Source organism: Jeotgalibaca sp. A122, from assembly GCF_052266715.1.
Classification (GTDB): domain Bacteria; phylum Bacillota; class Bacilli; order Lactobacillales; family Aerococcaceae; genus Jeotgalibaca.
The window spans coordinates 80334-101830 of record NZ_JBQPRB010000005.1 but is presented as its reverse complement, the minus strand read 5'-3'; the positions used below and the strand labels follow the sequence as shown (position 1 = coordinate 101830).

General features: G+C 40.7%; 25 protein-coding genes. All 25 read right to left on the bottom strand.

What is annotated here, in order from left to right:
* Positions 1–7 precede the first annotated feature (7 nt).
* The 25 genes from ftsA to ACTU7M_RS07015 all read right to left on the bottom strand — a co-directional run bounded on the left by ftsA (position 8) and on the right by ACTU7M_RS07015 (position 21423).
* Complete coding sequence (gene ftsA, locus ACTU7M_RS07135) at positions 8–1363, bottom strand: cell division protein FtsA (RefSeq protein WP_443473692.1); 1356 nt, start codon at positions 1361–1363, stop codon at positions 8–10.
* A gap of 185 nt (positions 1364–1548) precedes the next feature.
* Positions 1549–2325, bottom strand: a complete 777-nt coding sequence (locus tag ACTU7M_RS07130; RefSeq protein WP_443473691.1) for a cell division protein FtsQ/DivIB — start codon at positions 2323–2325, stop codon at positions 1549–1551.
* 23 nt (positions 2326–2348) lie between these two features.
* The gene (gene murG, locus ACTU7M_RS07125) at positions 2349–3446 is read right to left on the bottom strand and encodes an undecaprenyldiphospho-muramoylpentapeptide beta-N-acetylglucosaminyltransferase (protein ID WP_443473690.1); all 1098 of its coding nucleotides are present in this window, start codon (positions 3444–3446) and stop codon (positions 2349–2351) included.
* A 1-nt stretch (position 3447) separates the two neighbouring features.
* A complete protein-coding gene (gene murD, locus ACTU7M_RS07120; protein WP_443473689.1) occupies positions 3448–4827 on the bottom strand; it encodes a UDP-N-acetylmuramoyl-L-alanine--D-glutamate ligase in 1380 nt (459 codons plus the stop codon).
* A 13-nt stretch (positions 4828–4840) separates the two neighbouring features.
* Positions 4841–5806 (bottom strand): phospho-N-acetylmuramoyl-pentapeptide-transferase, encoded by a 966-nt coding sequence (mraY, locus tag ACTU7M_RS07115; protein ID WP_443473688.1) that lies wholly within the window; start codon positions 5804–5806, stop codon positions 4841–4843.
* A 56-nt stretch (positions 5807–5862) separates the two neighbouring features.
* Positions 5863–8013, bottom strand: a complete 2151-nt coding sequence (locus tag ACTU7M_RS07110) for a penicillin-binding protein (RefSeq protein WP_443473687.1) — start codon at positions 8011–8013, stop codon at positions 5863–5865.
* The gene (gene ftsL, locus ACTU7M_RS07105; protein WP_443473686.1) at positions 8010–8393 is read right to left on the bottom strand and encodes a cell division protein FtsL; all 384 of its coding nucleotides are present in this window, start codon (positions 8391–8393) and stop codon (positions 8010–8012) included. The genes ACTU7M_RS07110 and ftsL overlap by 4 nt, the downstream gene beginning before the upstream one ends.
* Positions 8394–8418: 25 nt before the next feature.
* Complete coding sequence (gene rsmH / locus ACTU7M_RS07100; protein WP_443473685.1) at positions 8419–9378, bottom strand: 16S rRNA (cytosine(1402)-N(4))-methyltransferase RsmH; 960 nt, start codon at positions 9376–9378, stop codon at positions 8419–8421.
* Between the two features lie 10 nt (positions 9379–9388).
* The gene (mraZ, locus tag ACTU7M_RS07095) at positions 9389–9820 is read right to left on the bottom strand and encodes a division/cell wall cluster transcriptional repressor MraZ (RefSeq protein ID WP_443473684.1); all 432 of its coding nucleotides are present in this window, start codon (positions 9818–9820) and stop codon (positions 9389–9391) included.
* Between the two features lie 159 nt (positions 9821–9979).
* Positions 9980–11011, bottom strand: coding sequence for a glycosyltransferase (locus tag ACTU7M_RS07090; protein WP_443473683.1), 1032 nt, complete (start codon positions 11009–11011; stop codon positions 9980–9982).
* Between the two features lie 19 nt (positions 11012–11030).
* Positions 11031–11408, bottom strand: coding sequence for a DUF3397 family protein (locus ACTU7M_RS07085; protein ID WP_443473682.1), 378 nt, complete (start codon positions 11406–11408; stop codon positions 11031–11033).
* A 196-nt stretch (positions 11409–11604) separates the two neighbouring features.
* Positions 11605–11784 carry a 50S ribosomal protein L32 gene (gene rpmF, locus ACTU7M_RS07080; RefSeq protein WP_443473681.1) on the bottom strand — a complete coding sequence of 60 codons (180 nt, stop codon included), beginning with the start codon at positions 11782–11784 and terminating at the stop codon, positions 11605–11607.
* A gap of 48 nt (positions 11785–11832) precedes the next feature.
* Positions 11833–12390 (bottom strand): YceD family protein, encoded by a 558-nt coding sequence (locus tag ACTU7M_RS07075; RefSeq protein WP_443473680.1) that lies wholly within the window; start codon positions 12388–12390, stop codon positions 11833–11835.
* 95 nt (positions 12391–12485) lie between these two features.
* Positions 12486–13649, bottom strand: coding sequence for a nucleotidyltransferase (locus ACTU7M_RS07070; RefSeq protein ID WP_443473679.1), 1164 nt, complete (start codon positions 13647–13649; stop codon positions 12486–12488).
* Positions 13650–13671: 22 nt separating this feature from the next.
* Positions 13672–14406 (bottom strand): class I SAM-dependent DNA methyltransferase, encoded by a 735-nt coding sequence (locus ACTU7M_RS07065; protein ID WP_443473678.1) that lies wholly within the window; start codon positions 14404–14406, stop codon positions 13672–13674.
* Complete coding sequence (rsfS, locus tag ACTU7M_RS07060) at positions 14403–14762, bottom strand: ribosome silencing factor (RefSeq protein ID WP_443473677.1); 360 nt, start codon at positions 14760–14762, stop codon at positions 14403–14405. The genes ACTU7M_RS07065 and rsfS overlap by 4 nt, the downstream gene beginning before the upstream one ends.
* 4 nt (positions 14763–14766) lie before the next feature.
* Positions 14767–15354: a bis(5'-nucleosyl)-tetraphosphatase (symmetrical) YqeK gene (gene yqeK, locus ACTU7M_RS07055; protein WP_443473676.1), complete on the bottom strand. Its 588-nt coding sequence runs from the start codon at positions 15352–15354 to the stop codon at positions 14767–14769.
* Positions 15347–15925 (bottom strand): nicotinate-nucleotide adenylyltransferase, encoded by a 579-nt coding sequence (locus ACTU7M_RS07050; protein WP_443473675.1) that lies wholly within the window; start codon positions 15923–15925, stop codon positions 15347–15349. Before ACTU7M_RS07050 ends, yqeK begins: the two co-directional genes overlap by 8 nt.
* 91 nt (positions 15926–16016) lie before the next feature.
* Positions 16017–16328 (bottom strand): ribosome assembly RNA-binding protein YhbY, encoded by a 312-nt coding sequence (yhbY, locus tag ACTU7M_RS07045; protein WP_443473674.1) that lies wholly within the window; start codon positions 16326–16328, stop codon positions 16017–16019.
* A gap of 14 nt (positions 16329–16342) precedes the next feature.
* The gene (gene yqeH / locus ACTU7M_RS07040; RefSeq protein ID WP_443473673.1) at positions 16343–17458 is read right to left on the bottom strand and encodes a ribosome biogenesis GTPase YqeH; all 1116 of its coding nucleotides are present in this window, start codon (positions 17456–17458) and stop codon (positions 16343–16345) included.
* Positions 17451–17978, bottom strand: a complete 528-nt coding sequence (locus tag ACTU7M_RS07035) for a YqeG family HAD IIIA-type phosphatase (protein ID WP_443473672.1) — start codon at positions 17976–17978, stop codon at positions 17451–17453. Before ACTU7M_RS07035 ends, yqeH begins: the two co-directional genes overlap by 8 nt.
* Positions 17979–18069: 91 nt before the next feature.
* Positions 18070–18945: a homoserine kinase gene (gene thrB / locus ACTU7M_RS07030; protein WP_443473671.1), complete on the bottom strand. Its 876-nt coding sequence runs from the start codon at positions 18943–18945 to the stop codon at positions 18070–18072.
* A gap of 13 nt (positions 18946–18958) precedes the next feature.
* Positions 18959–20176 carry a homoserine dehydrogenase gene (locus ACTU7M_RS07025; protein WP_443473670.1) on the bottom strand — a complete coding sequence of 406 codons (1218 nt, stop codon included), beginning with the start codon at positions 20174–20176 and terminating at the stop codon, positions 18959–18961.
* Between the two features lie 68 nt (positions 20177–20244).
* A complete protein-coding gene (locus ACTU7M_RS07020; RefSeq protein ID WP_443473669.1) occupies positions 20245–20475 on the bottom strand; it encodes a YkuJ family protein in 231 nt (76 codons plus the stop codon).
* A gap of 78 nt (positions 20476–20553) precedes the next feature.
* Positions 20554–21423 (bottom strand): NAD(P)-dependent oxidoreductase, encoded by an 870-nt coding sequence (locus tag ACTU7M_RS07015; RefSeq protein ID WP_443473668.1) that lies wholly within the window; start codon positions 21421–21423, stop codon positions 20554–20556.
* Positions 21424–21497: the final 74 nt, after the last annotated feature.

The window sequence follows — 21497 nt, the reverse complement described above, 5'->3', positions numbered from 1 at the left end:
TCCTGGATTATTCAAAGATAGATTGTATGAATTGCTTAGCTTGTTCGATAAATGATGATTTTTTAGTTCCTTCATTTTCTTTTGGCTGTTGCGTTTGAACCGGCTCTTGTTGTTGATATTGAACCGTTTCTTTTTGAACAGGCTGTTGTTGCTTTTGCTGTTTTTGTTGTATTGGAACGACTTTTGGTGCTTCCTGAACAGATTTTCCAGCCCGTTTTTTTGCAACCAGATTGATTTCATCCTGCTCGCCCATATATTTGATCAAGCCCAGGCTTGTAGCAAATATAGGGTTCCGCATACCCATTTCTTCTGGGATATAGAGTTTTACGTTTACCTCGAAGATTTCTTCAGCTAACTCCATTACTCCAGGAATAGCTGACGCTCCACCAGTCAGGACAATCCCACCCGGTAATTCGCGAGCCTCCACTTGGTCCAACGCTTTTTTGATTGTAGTGAAAATTTGGACAATTCTTGCTTCTATGATTTCTGATAAATATTTTTCATCAACCTTAACGGGATCTTCTTTGCCGATGACAGGTACTTGAAAGTATTCATCATCCGAGGCATCTTCCGGAATAGCATAGCCATATTCACGTTTGATATATTCCGCATTTTCCATCGTCGTATTTAAGATAATCGATATATCTTTGGTCACAAGATTGCCGCCTTCAGGATCGACATAAACGAATTTCAATTGATCATCATGCATGACTGAGGCAGTTGTTTGGCCGCCACCCATGTCAATCAAAATCGTTCCGAAATCGCGCTCGCCCCTGTTCATGGCAATACTTGAGATTGCCAACGGTTGGACAACCATATCTTGAATAACCAAACCTGTACGTTCCACACAACGCTTGATGTTATGGACAATCGTTTTTGGACCTGTAATCATACTTGCATATAATTCCAAACGTACACCTATCATCCCACGAGGATCACGAATTCCGTCAAAGCCATCCACGATAAATTCTTCTGGAATGACGGAAATTATTTCTCTTTCAGGTGGTAAGGATCTTACTCGTGCTGCTTCAAAAACGTTTTGAACATCCCGATCTGTGATTTCCTTATTTTCACTCGCTACAGCATACATACCGTGGCAAGGTTCAATACTGATCTGATTACCCGGGATTCCCACAATAACTTGTTGAATTTTATTTCCTGATTTTTTCTCAGCTTGCTCAACCGCTTTTTTAATCGATGCTACTGTTTCATCAATATCCACAATTATGCCACGGTTAAGTCCTTTAGATATTTCATTCCCTACTCCAATAACGTTCAATTGATTGTTTACATATTCCGCCACAACTACTTTTATTGAAGTGGTTCCAATATCCAGGCTGACAAACGAACCTTGTTTCTTCATTTTTATTGAAACCTCCATTTACTGATGCATGCACAAAACGAAAATGACCTTTGTGATATTGACGGTTCAATGTTGTTTCGTTTTTAAGTTTGCTTGTTTTTGTAAAAATGTTTATACCTTATCCATTTTAGCATAACCGCACACTATTTTTAAGTTTTTTCACAATTAATCAACGAAAAATTCAATTATTCTTGAGAATCTGTTTCGATGTCAATTTCTTCTTGAGCCTTGCTATTGAACGGGGTGAAAAATACCCCTACTTCCATATCAAAAGTCCCTTTTTTTCCATCCAACTTTTGGAGCATATCAGGGTAATAGCCAATTTTTTTTGAAAAATCCGTAATGTTGGCGATAATCTGGTTGCCATCGTTCATCATAATCGAAATTTTGTATGGATTCGTTTTTGTACCCATGTATTTAATCTCAGAAATGCTATTTTGTATATCCTTGCTTATTTCTTTGAAAGTAACAATAAGTTCATTCAAAATTGGACCCTGCTCGAATTTAGTGAGCAGTGGTTTGTTACCGATAGGAATTTTATGTGCCTCATTCACAATAAAGCCGTTTTCCAGAACACTGTTATATTCGTTGGCATCATTTAAATAGGCAATCGTTTCATAATCCTGTATTTCCAGAACTATATCATTCAATTTTTGCCATTGAACTTTTACACTTTTTACTTGCGGCAAGGCAGCTATGATCTCAGCTTCGATTGCTTCTTCGCTGACTAATGTACCGACCACCGTTTGCTTTTGTGTGATTTTTGAAGCATCCAAAATGAGTTGCTCGGGGACAATGCTGTCTCCCTCCACATACATGTCGCCTACTTTCCCATATGGAGAAATTAAATAGGCGGTTGTCATCAATCCGATTGTCAATCCTGCATACAATCCAAGATAATTTTTGACAGGCTGTTGTGGATTTTTTCTTTGATTTTCTTTGTTGGATTTAAACCATTTCAAGCTGCACTCACCTCCGACCTGAGTTACATAATTTCCTGCATGACTTTGAATAGGCGATCGGAAGCATCGGGTACTCCCAGCTCAATGGCCCGAGTAGACATTTTTTCTCTTTTTGATTGACTGGACAACAATTCATCAATCATTTCAAATAAACGATTTCCATTCAACTCGGTTTCTTCCAGAATAAAGGCTGCTCCATTTCTGGCTAAGCTTTCAGCATTTTTTAATTGATGGTTTGCCGTTACGTATGGGCTTGGAATTAAAACGCTTGGAATTCCTAGAGCCGTCAATTCGGTTAACGTTGTTGCGCCACTTCGACAAACGACTAAATCAACCTTGCGAAATAAAGCAGGCATATTATCAATGTACGGAACAACCTTTACATTGGTCGCTTGTGGAACCAAACTGCTGATTTGGGTATTGATTTTATCATAATGGGTCTCACCCGAGACCAAAATAGCCTGCATCTTTTTGCCTTCGAAAGAAGAAGCCGCTTCAATCATCGACTGATTGATTTTCTCTGCTCCTCGGCTACCGCCAAAGACAAGGACGGTTGGCAGAGTATCCTTAAGTCCATAATCCACAAGAGAGGCAATATCAATTCCTTCGGCCACTTCTTGCGCTCGGGGATTGCCCGTGTAAACAACTTTATCACCGTATTTTGAAAAATCATCCCGGACATCCTCGAAACAGATGGCAATGCGGTTTACAAAACGCGCCAAAAATTTATTTGTTACCCCGGCCACAGAATTTTGTTCATGGATAACGGTTGGAATACCCAACCTTGAAGCGGCGTACAAGACGGGAGCACATACATATCCTCCGGTACCTATAACCACATCCGGTTGAAAGTCCTTGATGATTTTTTTTGATTTTTGCACGCTGGTCAACATCAAATAAATCGTTTTAAAATTTTCCAGAGAGAGAGAACGTCGTAATCCCTGAATTTCTACAGACCGGAAAGGGACTCCCGCTTTCGGGACGATTGTGCTTTCCAATCCGCGTTCAGTTCCGACATACAAAAACTCTGCATCCGGTTGGATAGATTTGATGCGACGCATGAGGGCAAGTGCTGGATAGATGTGCCCCCCAGTACCTCCGCCTGATAGTAGAATTTTCACGTCATCTCTCCTCTTGTTTTTGTTTCAATTCAGTCACAGCTTTGATAAATACATCTCCGCGAACTTCAAAGTTTTTATATTGATCCCAGCTTGCACACGCGGGCGACAAGAGAATGACATCTCCTGGTTTACTGCTTGCAAAAGCTTCTGGGACTGCAGTTGCGACATCTTCTGTTTCAATAACGTGAGAAACACCTGCTTTTTCTGCAGCATCACGAAGTTTTTCTTTTGTTTCACCAAATAAAATCATGGTTTTTACGTTTTTTAGACTGGGTACGAGCTCATCAAAAGCATTTCCCCGGTCCAGCCCGCCTGCGAGATAGACAATCCCTTTGTCCGGGAAACTATTTAAAGCGGTTTGTGCAGCTGTGATATTCGTTGATTTGGAATCGTTGTAGAATAATCGGCCTTCTATTTCAGTTACGTATTGAATGCGGTGTTTAACGCCGCCAAATGTCGATAAGGCTGCGATAATGGTTTCATTGGAAGTACCCTTTAACTTTGCAACCGCAATAGCTGCCAAGGCATTTTCAACATTATGAGAACCAGGTACACCAATTGCTTCAACGGGCATTACTTTTTCACCCTGAAAATAAAGCCACTTATCCTGAACATAAGCACCCTTTGTTAATACCTGTGTTCTTGAAAAGGGAATAATCTGTGCCTTCGCATTTTTGGATAATTCCTGTAATTCAGCTTGATCCCAATTCAATACGAGATAATCCTCTGCTGTTTGATTCATCGTAATACGCCATTTCGCTTCAACATATGCTTCCCTGGTTCCGTGATAATCCAGGTGGGAAGAAACGATATTTGTAATCACGGCAATATGAGGGTGATAGATATCAATCCCCATCAATTGAAAACTTGATAATTCCATAATGATATCGTCATCCATACCTGCCTCATTTGCAATGGTGGAAGCTGGAATGCCAATATTACCTGCCTTATGCGCTTCTCCTTTTTGGCGATCCGCTTTCAAGATTTCGTGAATCATTGTGGTCGTAGTTGTTTTACCATTCGAACCGGTCACGGCAACTAAAGACGCATCCATAATCTCATAGGCTAATTCTACTTCGGTAAAAACGGGGATACCCAGTTCCTGAGCACGCTTTACCATTTCATTGGAATAAGGGATTCCAGGATTTTTGACAATATAAGAAAATGACTCATCCAACAAATCGACTGGGTGATAGCCCGATATAACACGAATACCGGATGCAATTAATTCCTGTGCATCCGGATTATCAGCTAATTGTTTAGAATCATTCACTGTGACCATAGCCCCGAGCTCATGCAACAATTTTGCTGCATGAAATCCACTCAGTGCGAGTCCTAGAACTAATACTTTTTTATTTTCATAACGTGTATGTTTTACCATATGATTTCCTCCATCAAACAACTGTCAACAGACCAATGATTGCTGCTACTAAACCGACCAGCCAGAAAGTGATGACTACGCGCCATTCACTCCAACCACTCATTTCAAAGTGATGATGAATCGGGCTCATCTTGAAAATTCGCTTACCTCTCAATTTAAATGAAGTGACTTGCAAAATCACACTGGCGGTTTCGATAACAAACACCAGACCGATAAGCAACAAACTCCATTCTTGTCGAAGGGCTAAAGCAACAACTGCTAAACTTGCTCCCAGAGCAAGCGAACCGACATCACCCATGAAAATTTTGGCTGGTTTCTTATTGAAGAAGAAAAAGCCAACCAATCCACCGATAATGACTAAACAAAATAACAAAACCTCAAGTTGATTTTGTAGATAAGCGATATAAGCATAAGCGCTGTAAGCAATCGTTGCGGTTCCAGCAACCAAACCATCTAGTCCATCTGTTAGGTTAACGGCATTGGAAAAGCCGGTAATCCAAATCATGGTGAAAACAGTAAATAACACCCAGTTTTGAACGTCCCCAATAAATGGTAATGTGATGACTGGGTCTGCGCCACTCAGGGAAAACAAGAGCACAAATATTGCTGAGCCAACTAACTGTGCCATAAATTTTTGCCTGGAAGTTAAACCCTCATTTTGTTTCTTGAATACTTTAATAAAATCATCCCAAAATCCAATTAATGCAAAGAATAAAAGGACGAACAGTAGCATCATTGTCGTGAAATTAAAGACATCTTTCCAAAGAGCCATCCCAATCAAGATAAGGGCAGCTGCTAATATAAAGATGACCCCACCCATGGTTGGCGTACCACTCTTGACTTCATGCCATAAAGGCCCCTCTTCACGTGTTGTTTGCCCAAATTGGCGCATTTTCAAATAGCCAATAAAGATAGGCATGATACTGATCGTCAACGCAAAACTAAATGCTAACGGTAAAAGCATTTCGGTCCATTGCATACCGATTCCTCCTCGTTTTTAATGTAATTATCCTAAGCATTATAGCTTATCGTTGTTTATTCTAAAATGATTTTAACCGAATCTTCAGGATTTAAAACTGATCCTTGATTTAAGAATTGATGGACGACATATCCTTCTCCCTCGAATTCAAATGTCACACCAGTCACTTCAGAGATTTTTAATACATCATCCTTCGACCAACCACGGATATCCGGCATCGTCATGGCACCTTCCGTCATCAAAATAATTCTTTGATTTAGAATTGAAGTGGTATCTTCGACTGGATATTGTTGGACAACACGACTCCCGTTCCCGATGACTGTGATGGCACTAAACCCATTAGCTTGAAGCTGCTCGACCGCTTCCGTTTTATTCATATTTGTCACCATGGGAATTTCTATTTCTACTTTATCTTCACTTGTACTCTCACCGAGTTCTGCATAGGAAATCGCCCGGGTCATCAAAGGATTGAAGACATCCGATAAATAATCGACAAATAATTTTTGTTCATTATTTTTAGGCAATTTTAAAGTAACGTACAGAATATATTCGGGATCTTCAATCGGTGCAAAACCTACAGTCGAGTAAAGATATTCATAAGTGCCAGTATAATAGTGCCCAGAGTCAGGATTAACCAATTCAGCTGTACCGGTTTTCACACCAACTTTTGCGTTGTCAATTTGGTAAGCGGACGCTGTCCCATAATCCGCATAGACAACTTCAGTCAAATATTTCAAAACTGTATCGGCCGTTTCTTTTGATATCGGTGATGATACTTCTTCAGGTTCTGTTTTTTTAACTTCACCCGTTTTTGGGTCCACGATTTTATCAATGTAATGTAATTTCATCATTTTTCCATCGTTTGCAATTGCAGTAAAGGCTTGAACCAATTGGAAAGGTGTTATGGTTACGCCTTGTCCAAAAGAAGTATTGGCCTTCTCAAGAGGGTAATTATAGTTGTAACTTCCCACTGCTTCATTTGCTAAGCCAGAGTCAGTAGGCGTTGTAATCCCAAAAGCTTTCATGTAAGATTCCCAAACATCAAAACCCATCTGTTCGATTAGCTTTACAACCGCCACGTTACTTGACCTTGCAAATCCTTCCAGATAAGAAATTTCGCCCCAACCAATCTTGTTATAGTCTGAAATAATGCCGCCTTCAACTGCGATTGAACCGGACTGATAAGTCGCATTCGGATTAAATATGCCCTCTTCAACAGCTGCTGCCACGGTCAAAACCTTAAAAGTGGAGCCTGGTTCAAAGGTTTCTTCCACTAACAGATTTTGCCATTTAAGGTCAATTCCTTCCATGGTGGTAGCGTTAAAGGTAGGTCTTTGCGTTGCAGCCATAATAGCACCGGTTTTTGGATCAACCAGCATGGCAACCATTGATTCCGGTTCTGCTTCTTCATATACTTTTGTCATTAAGGATTCCAGATAAGTTTGTAGCCGACGATCTAAAGTTAGATAAATGTCTTTTCCATCTGTCGGTTCATCTACGACCATCTCTTCACCCGGTAATGCATACCCCAAGGAATCTTGTTGTTGAATAACTTCTCCGTCCACCCCTTTAAGGATTTCATTGTAAGCTTCTTCAACACCCATTTGTCCCGTCAAAACGGCTTCACCTTCTGTTTTAGCTTTTTCATCAATAGTGGCATAGCCTACTAGATGAGATGCAAAAACCCCATTCGGATAGAGACGCGACGGCGTTTCTTCAAAAACAATTCCTGGTAATTTTTCTTCTTCAATTTTCAGTTTGACCCCATAAGATAAATCTGAACCGGCCATACCAAATTCAACTTGGTCAACATTTGGTTGGCTAATGATTCGCAGGATTTCTTCCCGACTCATATCGATATGTTTCGCCAATGCTTCTGCTGTCTTTTCTTTATCAACAATGTGATTAGGTGTATCCTCATCTTCACTCCATTTGTCGGTCAAAACGCCGATTAACGAATAAGAAGTAGCATCTAGAGCAATCGGATTGCCACCAATATCATAGATGGCCCCTCTTTTTGCAGGTAGAATACTACTCCTGGTATACAAGTCATCGATCCGTTCACTTAAGTTTTCACCATTTACCGTTTTTGTCATCATGATAAATGTAAAACGAAAAACAAACAGGAGGAACACCAATCCAGTCAGAAGCATCATCACACGCGTCATGTTGCGTCTATTTTTTTGTGGATTGTTTTGGTTCTTCATCGTGTTACATTCCTCACATTAGCTTCATTCATTTCCAAACCCATTGATTCTGCAATTTCCATAATCCGATTGTAACGTGATAGTTCTTGGACTTCTTGACTTAAGTTGTCATTCTCCGTTGAAACGATCATGTTATGGTCCTGCAAGTCCTGTAGTTGTCTGCTTTGGTTTGAAATCGTTACCTGGGTAATCAAACTAGAAAAAACGAGAATAAGTGCTGTAAACAGGATTACCGCCAAGGTAGCGATTTCTTTGGCCAAAGGACGCGTTTTGATTTTCGGCTCAGAAACGGCTGGGGAATATGGTATCTGCTGGGGATGGGGGTTTTGAACCTCTATCGCTTGGTCAAACAAATCTTTAGCATATTCTGGAGTTGCCACAGACTACACTCCTTTCTGATTTCAATTATTTATCTGATTTATGTCGGCGTTCAATCACACGTAATTTGGAGCTTTGCGAACGTCTATTTTCGTCTAGTTCTTGGTCGCTTGGTAGAATAGGCTTCCGGTTAACCAATTTATAATCCGGTTCCATTTCCGATGGAAGGAGCGGCAAGTTTGCGGGAATATCTTCTTTTGAAGACGCTTCTTTAAACATGGTCTTCACAATGCGGTCCTCTAAAGATTGGAAAGTAATGACACTAATTCGTCCACCAATGTTTAAGAGTTCCAGTGCATCTTCCAGCGAGTCTGATATTGCGTCAAGTTCATCGTTTACGGCGATACGTAAGGCCTGAAAAATTCGTTTTCCAGGATGCCCGCCTTTTCTTCTGGCAGGGGCTGGGATGCTATCACGGATGATATCAACTAATTCTCCTGTTGTTTCGATTGGCTTCTCAGCTCTCAATTTTTCTATGCGACGGGCAATTTGTTTCGAGAATTTTTCTTCGCCGTAGCGATAAAATATTTTCACTAATTGTTCATAGGGCCATTCGTTTACGACTGTATACGCTGTCAACGTTTGGTCTTGGTCCATCCGCATATCCAAAGCAGCATCAAAACGGTAACTAAAACCGCGTTCTGCTTCATCCAACTGTGGGGAAGAAACACCCAAGTCATATAAAATACCGTCCACACCAAAGACATTTCGGTCTGCGAGTTCTTCTTTAATATGACGGAAATTTGATTTTATAAGGGTTACTTGCCCTTTTTCAATATATGATTTTAATTCTTTTTCAGCATTTTCAATAGCTACACGGTCCTGGTCAAATGCATACAAATGACCTTCGGAACTTAATTTTTCAAGTATCTTACGGCTGTGACCAGCACCACCAAGGGTACAATCAACATATACCCCATCAGGTTTGATTGCTAAGCCCTCGATAGACTCATCCAACAGCACACTATAATGTTCAAATTCTGACATTCTTTTCCACCTACAATCCAAAGTCAATCATATTTTCAGCAATATCTTCAAATGTCTCTTCAGCCTCTTCAGCGAAAGCTTCCCATTTATCACTGCTCCAAATCTCAATGCGATCTGAAACACCGACAACGCGACATTCTTTTTCAATCTTTGCGTAATCTACTAAATTTTTAGGAATATTGATTCGCCCTTGTTTATCAATCTCCGCTTCTATTGCGGCAGAGTAGAAAAAACGTACAAAAGCGCGGGCATCTTTTTTAGCCAGAGGGAGGTTTTTCATTTTTTCTTCGAGTATTTCCCATTGCGCCATCGGGTAGCCAAACAAACAGCCGTCCAATCCCCTGGTCAGGATAAAACGTGCACCTAACTCTTCACGGAATTTAGCTGGCATGATGATACGGCCTTTAGCATCCATATTGTGCTTGTATTCACCCATTAGCATGAGAAATCACCCCAATCCTCCAACTTGTTTTTAGTCTACCACAATCCCCCACTTCTCACCACCAATTATCTAAAAATTAACAAAAAAAAGCAACTCTGAGTCAATAAAACTCGAAGTTGCTTTATAAAATGCATATCAGCGGTGTTTAAGAGTGGTTGCTTACGTGGTGGGGCCATTTCCCAATACTTCTTCATTTTGAGCGAGTACGTGGACATAAAGTGCTGCCAATTGTTTGCCAACATATGTGATATCACGTTTTTTTACCTCAGCAAAGCCTTGATCAACCAGTGTCGGAATTTCTTTATTGAAAAGTTTTTCAATAATTTTTTCAAATCCCTCAACATTCCGTGCTTTATAGACATGCTTTTGATCCTCGTATTCTTTATAAATAGGAATATCACGAAGCAAAACATTTTGTTTCATCGCCAGAGCTTCCAAGAGGACAATGCCTTCCGTCTCTTCATAAGTGGGGAACAGAAATAAATCAGAGCCGGCGTAAGCGTTACGCAACTCTTCGGCGGGAACATATCCAGCAAAAACCAGGTTAGGTAATTTCGTTTTTACGGCTTCTTGGATTTCTCGGGGAATTTCCATCATACTGGTATATCCAAACCAGATAAACTTAACTTGGGGTAAACGTTTTGCTAAAGCGACAAAATCTAAAATACCTTTTCTCTTGATATAATGCCCAACCGCCATTACCACTTTATCCTCTTCTGTATAGTGATACGTTTCCCGGAAAGTTTGTCTCATTTTAGGAGTTGTTTCATAATAACTCAGGTCAATACCATTGGAAATGGGATAAATAGGAGGCTTAACCCCGGACTGTTCCAATAAATCTTTTGAATACTGGGTTGGGGTCACAACAACATCACCTTGGTTATAACAGTGAACAATCCATTTTTCAAAATAAGGCGCTAACACATTTGAAAAGCGGAATGAATTCCGAAAATCCTGCTCCGTAGAGTGGGCATGATAGACGACTGGGATACCTTTTCTTTTCATTTTACGGGCGAATAATAAGGATTTTGGAAAATAAGTATTGATATGGACCAAGTCAAATTCATCCTTTGACTCGATCGTGTAGGGGATGCCGGCAGAATCGAGTGCTGTTTTTTGGTGCTCGATTGCCTTTCCAAGCCCTGAGTTTTCTATTAAACGCAACCCTTCAGAATACAACAGTACTTTCACTCTAACCCTCCTCCTAAAGTTAACCGCGCGCTAACTGTATCAAGCGTGCAATTACAATAATATAGTACATTACAAACCCAACCACAAAGGCTGCTTTCATAATGATTGAAAAAACTTTCCCTTTAGAGAATTGATATGCGGATTTTTCAAAATAAAGGGCCAGGACTAATCCTAACGAAAATATCGCAAACAAATAATAAGGGAGCAAACTGAACGCTAGCCAACGAACACTGAGAATATGAATACCAACCAAAAGAATGGGGATGAGGGTATCTGCCACCGACAACCTAAAATAATCCTTGTATTGGAGATACGGCCTGAAAAATAATTGAATAAGGACGATTTGTATAATCGGAAAAACGTATAAAAATATTTCGAATAAATCAAAATTGTTCACTCAACCACTTCCTCACATATTATATCTTACTTTCATTTTACAACGAATCAGCCCTAAATTGCATCTTCTAATGTCTAAACCTGTTAAACATGTCCGCTTATATTCATTTGGGAAGTGGAATATCGCAAATTATAAACACAAAAAAGCCGGCAGACGCAATGTCCCCCGGTCCATTTTTGAAAGATTAGAAAGCTGATTAAGCTTCTTTTGAAACAACTTCTTTGCCGTCATATTGACCGCATGAAGCACACACGTGATGGCTTTTTTTGAACTCACCACAATTTGGGCAAGCTGTCATGCCTGGTATTTCCAATTTGAAGTGCGTACGTCTTCTTGCTTTACGTGCTTTAGATGTTCTTCTTTTAGGTACTGCCATTTCCTTACACCTCCCTGTATTGTTTGCCGATTTATCGACATTCAAGCATCAATCTAAGTTTTCTTCGTCTTTCAGAAGAGCTTTCAGGCCCGCTAAACGTGGGTCGATTGTTTCTTCTTTTTCCTTCGCCCTTTGTTGCTCGAGGTCGTCTTCCGTCACAACACTCCAATTACTGCCTTGTGGCATGTGGCTTGATTGGCGCTCTTCTTCACTCAAAACTTGAGTTGGAATATTGAGCAAGATATTATCTTCGATAGCTGGCACTAAGTCCACCATACCGTCCTCAATTGGAATAATGACATCTTCCGGATCATTCGATCCTTCAAAATTCATTTCATCTTCCACATACGTTTCAAAAATTGGAACATTGAACGTTACTTCCACAGGTTCCAAAGAACGAGACGAAGGTAGGGTGATCGTGTAATCGATCTGGAAATTGGCAAGTACGGAACGATTTTCATACAATAGAAAACCAGTTGCTTTAATATCTGAGACTGCCAGGATTTCTTTATCCCTCTCCATCAATGCTGCTTCCCGGTTTACTATTTCAGTGAAATATACCGGTTCACCACGATGTTCTTGGATTTCTTTTAAGGTCCACTTCATTTCCTTCACCCCTAAAATAACAAATTGAATTATACTAGTGAAAAAATTGTTTGTCAATGTATTTTCCTTTACAACCTTATGAAAAGTTTGACAGGTTAAAGAATAATAATTGGCGAACGCCTGAAATTCTGCTCTTTGTCACCTTTTAAGGCATAGACAGCATCACTACGAATTTCCACGATTAATTTTTCAGCTGTTTTTTTATTAATATTTGTAATAAAAGTAAACGTTTCTTGATTTTTTATTTGATTCAAATAACGTTTTCCGATTTCATTAAAACCCAATATCCTTACGGGCGGAATTTCACTAAAATAGTGTTCAACTTCTGCTCGCGTCACACCAAGCAAAATATAAAGACACAGCCTTTGTAACCTTACCCACGTCCAGCGTTTATTTTTAACCATATGCATAAATTCAGCAAAAGACGCAGCTTCCGAAATGAATTTTTTCAAACGGAACTCAATTCCCTCTTCCATTTGATAAATATTCCGCAGCTGATTTGTATCCTGGATAAGGAGCTGGTATTTCAAATACGGCCAGAAATCTTCCCAACTAATAGCTTTTCCCTTCCGCAACAAATGACTGTCAGGAACCCATAAATCCAGGTTACCATAATCATTTTTCAGGAGCAATGAACGGATATGGGTGCCACTTGCTTGTTTGGATTCATCTCCATCCCGATCATTATGCCCTGCCCCCATTCGCTGAATCACAAAGGGCTGCATCGGTTGCTTGTATAGAATATTTTCTTGCAAGTAAGCAAGCGCCAACTGATTATTCGGTTCAGATAAATGAATGTTTACCTTCCCAACCGCTGCTTCAATAGCATCACTCATTTGGGCTGCATAGGTCCGGCCATCATTGCGTAAATCTCGGAATTTTTCATTGATTTGACTTTGTTGTTCAACCAATTGCTTCGCTAACGCATCAAATTCATCCGAGGAACCATTTTCCGCCCCGAACGATATAAAGTTGCATCCTACTTGCTGAAGCAACCGTACGCCCGCTTTGGCAAAGAAATCCGTGGCCTGCACGCTACCGAGGATGGATTGTTCCAAAACAAGATCCGCACCATTTTCCAGCGCCGTTCTAGCACGTTGCCATTTATCGAAAATAGCCGGTTCGCCGCGTTGTGTAAAATTGCCACTCATCGCTACAACCATCACCTCTGCTCCCGAATTTTTCCGGGCAGCTTCTAATTGGAAACGATGGCCGTTATGAAAAGGGTTATACTCTGCAATAACGCCACAACTTTTCATCGCTTCCTCCTTCGTTAATGGTTTATTTTTGACAAGCAAAGAACCAACGTGGACTCGTTTCTGTAACAGCTTCGCGACCAAAGTCAGCTGTTATCTCCACTTTTTTAAAACCGGCTTTTTCAAGTAATTTTTTATAAATTTTTATTTCGAAAACACGTTCTTCATGCAATTCCTGCAACCTTTTGAAAGAGCCGTCCTCGTTCTCAACAAAAAATGTCAGGAGATGTTCAACGGAATGCGCTGTTTCCCCTTCAAAGCTCTCCCAAAGGAAAACGTCCTTTTCATCCTGATAAATATATTGATAACCAGGAAAAACGTGGTCCACCTGGAATAATGAATGAACATCAAACAAGAACAAGCCGTCCTTATTCAAATTCGCATAAACACCCTCAAAAACAGCTTCTAAGTCACTTTCTTCGCTAAGATAACATAAGGAGTCAGAAAAACACGTGCAGACATCGTACTGTCCAATATCAGCCAATTCGCGCATATCTCCCTGTAAAAGTTCAAAAGCAACACCCTCAGTTGTCATCCGTTCTTGCGCCAAGACCAACATATCTTCTGAAAGGTCGAACCCCGTTACATGGTGTCCGGCTTTGGCTAGCTGAACGGCTACTTGACCTGTTCCGCAAGCGAGTTCCAGAATATCCAGTCCTGTCGCATTTGGGCGGTATTTTTCGATATATGCCATCCAATCATCATAAACAGATTGATCCATCACCTTATCATAAAAATAGGAGAAGATTTGGTAACTCATTGTTCATTAGTCCATTCAGAAATATCCACTAATGGTGCGTCACTCCATAGTTTCTCCAAATTATAGTAGGAGCGTTCATCAGAACTGAAAACATGGACTATAACATCATTCAAATCGATCAACGTCCACGCACCTGAATCTTTTCCTTCCTGATTTTTTACTTCGATATTGTTTTTGTGAACGGATTGCACAATGCCATCAACAATTGCGCCCATTTGACGCTCGTTGCGACCATTCATCACGACAAAATAGTCCCCTAAGGAAGTCAGACCCCGTACGTCCATAACTACGATATTTTCAGCCAATTTGTCATCGGCTGCTTTAACGACAACTTCTAAAATTTGTTCACTATTCAAATTATTAACCCTCCATTTTTTGCACCCACTGATTATATACCGTCAAGGTTCCCGGGTAAATTAATTTCTCCTGGTTCACTAGATGAATCAATGTTTGCTTAATTTTATATAATGCTGCTGCATCAAGATTGGTTTCGGCCAGCTCCCGTGCCCGTTCTACGCCCGGGAATGTACGGCCCTCTTCGATGTAATCCGCGATAAACAAGACTTTCCCAACCAGGCTCATCTCAACGCCACCAATAGTGTGTTGATAAATAGCTTCCAGTACTTCAGGATTTTTAATCCCGAAAGTTTCCTTGGCAAAATATGCCCCAGCTGGTCCATGCCAAATCTCACTGCCAAATGCCAACATTTCCTCATCAATCTTGGCATTTTTTTTAATCTCTTCTATTTCCTCACGCTGCATATCCTTGGCGTAATCATGCAATAAAGCTGCTAATTGGCAGGCTTCTACATCAGCCCCGTATTGTTCTGCCAGCGCAATGGCCTTTTCTTCCACACGCAGAATATGCGCATAACGAGATTTTTTTACACGCTTAAAGACTGCCTCCAGAAGCGCCTCACGTTCCCAATTCGTATAACGGTTAGTCAAGGTACAGCCCCTCTTCCATAATGTATTGCTCGACCTCTTCAGGAACGACATAACGAATGGATTGCCCGTTTTTAACCATTTTACGAATTTCCGTTGAACTGATGGCAACTTCCGGGGAATCCACCCAAATAATCGGGTAAGCGCTCGTCTTAGGATAACCTGGTCTAGCCACGCCAACAAAGTTGACCATGGTGACCAATTCATCGATTCGATACCACTTAGGCAAGTATTCAACCATATCTCCACCGATGATGAAATAATAGTCGGTATCGGGGTTTTTAGCCGTCAGTTCTTTCATCGTTTCAAAAGTATAGCTTTTTCCGCCTCGCTTTAATTCGATGTCCTCCAGTTCAAACAAGGCGTTTCCGGAAATACTGCGCCTTACCATTTCAGCCCGGTGTTTCCCGGCGATGAATGGCTTACGATCGACATGCGGTGGCTCGGCATCGGGCATAAAACAGACTTTATCAAGCCCGAGTTGCTTCCCAGCTTGTTCAGCCATGATAAGATGACCAAGATGAGGCGGATTAAACGTCCCTCCCAAAATGCCGACACGTCTCCGTTCAGGCATTATCTCAAGCGGTTCGGTCTCGGCGAGTACAAAGAAATCAAGCTTATCGACCACGTTTAATAGATTGACCATGCCATTCACCTTTCTGATGTTAGATCTTTTTAACTTTTACAGAAATATTTTGATATTTCTCTTTAGTAGATTCACGGAAGAAAATGATTGTTTTACCGATTTGTTGTACGACAGTCGCATCAATTCGTTCCGCAACCTCAGAAGCGACGTCAGAAGCAACTTCATCTGTATTTTGCAATAGGTTAATCTTGATTAATTCACGTTTTTCCAAAGCTTCATCAATCAAACGAATGATTTCATCGGACAAACCTGCTTTTCCGATTTGGATAATAGGTTGTAGATGATGCGCTTCTTTCTTTAAAAATTGTTTTTGCTTTCCTCTTAATTCCATAATTTTCCTCAATTCTATATAATTGGTTCGCGGATAACCGCGTCAACGCCTTCCGGTACCCAAACGGCTATTTTTCCTGGTTGATGGACTGAAATCCATCCTAATCCTGAGTAGACGATATCAGATGGTTCTTTAATGAAAAATTCACGTCTAACCAATTTAGGGAAATCATCAAGATCCGCTTCACTTGGTGGCTGCAGTAAGCCACCTTTATGCTTAGCGTAGAATTCATCCGCTTTTTCCAATTTGGTACGATGGATTTTCAAATCATTTGAAAAATAGCTGGTGAATGAAGCCCGCTCTCCGGAAATATAATCAAAACGTGCAATAGCTCCCAAGAATAAAGTTTGTCCTGGATTTAATTGATAATTCATAGGTTTCAATTCTTTTTGAGGAGACACAAGATGTAAATCCTTTTCAGATAATACATGGGCCATTTGATGACGGTGAATAATCCCCGGCGTATCAATTAAACTCGTGCCATCATCCAATGGAATACGAATTTGATCTAAAGTAGTCCCTGGGAATCTGGATGTCGTAATAACATCTTCATTATTTCCAGTGGCCGCTTTAATGATTTGGTTCATAATCGTCGATTTACCAACGTTTGTAACGCCAACAACGTAAACGTTGCGTCCTTCGCGCAAATCCTCAATCATTTTCAGCAAGTCATCAATATAAGTTGCCTTTTTACCACTCACCAACATGACATCAACAGGTCTCAAACCAGCGGCATGTGCTTGTTTCATCATCCAATGTTTAACACGTGAATGTTTGACCGATTTTGGCAAAACATCCACTTTGTTCCCTACCAATAAAATAGGGTTTTTACCAACAAAACGATGCAAACCAGGAATCATACTGCCGTACATATCAAAAATATCAACAACTTTAACTACCAACGCATCTTCATCACCGATACTATTTAGCATCGCGAGGAATTCATCGTCTGTTGCTTCAACTTTTTCAAGTTGATTATAGTGACGGAGACGGAAACAACGTTGGCATAATATTTGACCTGTTTCCAAACCTTTTGCGAGCGCACTTTTAGGAGTGTATCCTCGTTCATCAGAATTTTCGGTTTGGATTTTGGCTCCACAGCCAATACAAAATAATTCTTCTTCAGTCAAGTTCGTTCCTCCATTTCATATCAGGGTCTTTATGTAACAAATGCCGCATAATAAACCGTTCGAAAAATCTGTTAATACTGGTATTCCATGCATCCGATTCAATGATTGGTCGAACCAGAATGCTGCGGACCCCTGCGCGGTTGGCACCTTGAATATCCGTGATTAACTGATCACCAACCATAACGCAGTTTTCCAAGGGGAAATTAACTTTCTTGGCAGCTCTCCTATACCCAATTTTTGAAGGTTTAAATGCCCGGGCGATATAATATAAGCCCAAATGATCTGCTATTACCTTAATTCTCTTGTCTTTGTTATTTGAGACAATCACAACTGGAATTCCGCTTGCTTTTACTTCCTCAATCCAGGCAAGCAACTCAGGCGTCCCATTCGGATTATTCCAGGCAACCAAGGTGTTATCCAAATCTGCAAATACAGCTTTAATTTGGTGTTTCTTTAGTTTTTCTGGTGAAATTTGATAGATACTTTCCACCATCCATGTTGGTTTAAAATTTTCTAGCATATACTCTCCTCTGTCATTTCACATCAAGCATTTTATTTTACCTTTATTATAGAAGAATAGCAAAGAAATACAAGGAGAGTGAACGAAACGTTTACTCTCCTTGTACGATGCGAACGCCTTCTTTATCCACTGTCGTTTGTTGTACGAGGCAGTCAGGCAATTCATTTTTCACACGTTTTACAAATGCTTCCGCGTATTCTGGAGCAACAACCGTCAAAACCGTTGTGCCTGCACCACTCAAGTACGTGCCAAAAGCTTTTTCTTCATGACCTATTTTTCTGATATGCTCTACTTCCGAAATTAAGGTACTACGGTATGGTTCATGGAACATATCATGCTCCATCAGTTTCCCTGCCATAGCCAAATCCCCTTGTTGGAGGGAAGCCAATAAAATATTGGCAATACTGCTCGCTTGAACAGCATCCCCGAACGCTAAGTTATTCGGTAGGACCGATCTGCTTTCAGTGGTCTTTAGCTCGCGATTTGGAATGGTTGTGACCATTACCGCTTCTGGAAATGAAATTTGTTTCCAATAAACATGTTTTTCAATAATCGCTCCCACAACAAAGTCCCCCACGATAGCAGGCATGACATTGTCAGGATGTCCTTCGATTCTAGAAGCAATCTGAATTTTTTCGTCTGCTGACATATTCAGGCCATCAAGATGGTTAGCCAATTCGATCCCTGCTACAATGGCAGCTGAACTACTCCCTAATCCACGAGCTGAGGGGATTTCCGAAGTCATTTTTAATTTATGCGGTTGTAAATCCGGTGCGATTTCCAATGCAGTCTGGATAATGAGATTCGTAACATCTGTTGGAATATCACCTTCCAATTCATGAGCGATGTGCCATTCATCAGCAGGCTCCAGTATCTCAAGTTCCAAATATAAAGAGACAGCTACTCCAAACGAATCAAACCCAGGGCCCAGATTAGCAGATGTTGCCGGTACAAGAATACGTGTCATAATATCATCCTCTTTATAACTTTCTAAAAATAGCTTCTATTTCATCTAAATCCTGTAAATCTGTTAATTGGCTTTCGGAGATGCCAAATAACATAAGATAATGTTTACCGTGAGGTTTAAATGAAAGATGCGCAGATTGCAAAGCAGCAAGCAAGCTTTCATTATTTTTTACCCTTAGTAAAGCATCCAAAAATAACGTTTCCGGTTTGTGCCATTCGTGATTTTCAGAAATTAGGGGCATAAACTTCCCTGTCTGATGGCCACTTATATGATCGCTCACGGTTAAAATATCGGAGACGACACTATTGGCTGTGGGTAAACTTCCAGCACCAGGTCCGTAAAGCATGGTTTCTCCAATAGCTTCACCTTTTACAAAGACACCATTATACTCATTTTTAACCATTGCCAAAGGATGCGAAGTGGGAATCAAATGCATACCCACCCGTGCCTGGAAGTCGTTGTTCATTCTCTTCGCGGTTCCTATCAATTTGAGGGTATAGCCAAGTGCCTCTGCCGCTGCAAAATCCTCCAGGGTAGCATGCGTGATACCTTCGATGGGAAAATCGCTCATGGCTAAACGGTACCCGAACGCCAATTTAACCAAAATAATCAACTTGCGGGCTGCATCCAGCCCCTCTACATCGCCTGTCGGGTCTGCTTCCGCAAATCCGCGTTCTTGAGCTAATGCCAGCGCTTCTTGGTAACTTTCTTTTTCGTCATTCATGCGGCTGATAATAAAATTTGTCGTGCCATTAATGATGCCACTGATTTCTTGGATATTATCAGCAATGTAGCTGTCTGTTAAGGTCCGGATAATGGGAATTCCACCAGCAACACTGGCTTCAAATAATAAATCTTTTCCATTTTCTTTCGCAATTCGAGTCAACTCATCACCATATAGTGCCAAGGCGTCTTTATTGGCCGTCACCACATTCTTGCCGGCCTCAAGCGATTGAATAATATACTCCCGTGCGGTTTCTGCACTTCCCATAACTTCTACAACAATTTCGATACTGTTGTCTGCCAGAATTTCGGAAAATTCTGTGGTAATGGGTAACCCTTTTTCGATTTCTGATTGATATTTGGATATATTTCCCACTAAAATTTTACTGACTTCAAAACATACATGTTTTTTTTGCGCAATTTTTGTTTTGTTTTCAGTCAGCATGTGATAGACACCACTTCCCACTGTTCCAAAACCTAATAAGCCTATCTTTATCGTCGGTACCATGTGCATCCCCCTCCACTTTTGTATATTAAAAGGAGCGGAACCTTCGTTCCACCCCTCTTTCCAATAGTTTAGTCTTGCAACAATTCGAAAATTTCAATTGCGACTAAATCTAAATCATCAAATTGATACGTTTGATCACTTGCATGCTCTTCTAGTTCAAACATTTGGGATTCACGGTTATATTTTACAACGCAGCGCTCGTTGCCGTCTTTCTCAAAGCGACGAACTTCAATTTCTCCGTCGTCTTCCATCATCACTTCTAGTCGTCGGATGATTGCTGATAATTGTGAAGGTTTCATAATTTTTCCCCTTTCCAGACTGACTTCTTTACCATTCTAGCATTAATTCTCGGGTATCGCATTAATTTTTTTCAAAAATCACTCATCCCACCAGAGTTTAATTAAAGCTTGTGTACCGTCATTTTCGAATCCTTTGTCAGCTAATCTTTCATAGAGGTCTTTTGCCAATTTCGTGCCCGGCAAATCAACCCCTAATGCTTCAGCTTCCTCAAGTGCAATCTTGAGGTCCTTGATGAAATGTTTTACGAAAAAACCTGGTGAATAATCATTGCTTAAAATACGTGGGGAATAGTTTTCGAGTGACCAGTTTCCCGCCGCACCCGACCCCACCTGTTCAATAACACGTTCCACGTCCAAACCGGCAGCCTTCGCATATACCATCAGTTCGGTCATTCCTGTCATGGTACCGGCAATCATTATTTGATTCGCCATTTTTGTATGTTGACCACTTCCTGCTGGTCCTTGCAACATAACTTTGCTGGAAAAGACATCCAAAATATCTTTAACTTTGTCAAAAGCTGACTCATTACCACCGACCATCGTTGTCAAGGTTCCGTTCTTAGCCCCCTTATCACCACCGGAAACCGGGGCGTCCAATGATTCGACTTGTTTTTCTTTAGCAGCCTCATGAATTTTAACCGCCAAACTCGGCTTACTCGTTGTCATATCAATCAGGATGTCACCGGGTTTAGCGGCTTCAATAATGCCGTTTTCCCCAAAATAAGTCTCTTCAACATCTGTTGGATATCCCACAATCGTGATAATCACATTGGTTTGTTTCATGACCTCGCCCGGTGAATCTTGCCAGACAGCTCCTGCTTCAATCAGTGAATCCGTCTTACTTTTGGTGCGATTGTAAACATGGACTTCGTGCCCAGCATTTAGGAGATGACGAACCATCGAAGAGCCCATCACACCTGTACCGACAAAACCTATTTTTTCTCCCATCTATCCTTACCTCCTGTTAACATCTCTCATTTAGCTTTAGTATATCATTAGAGACGATGGCATCCCAACATTGA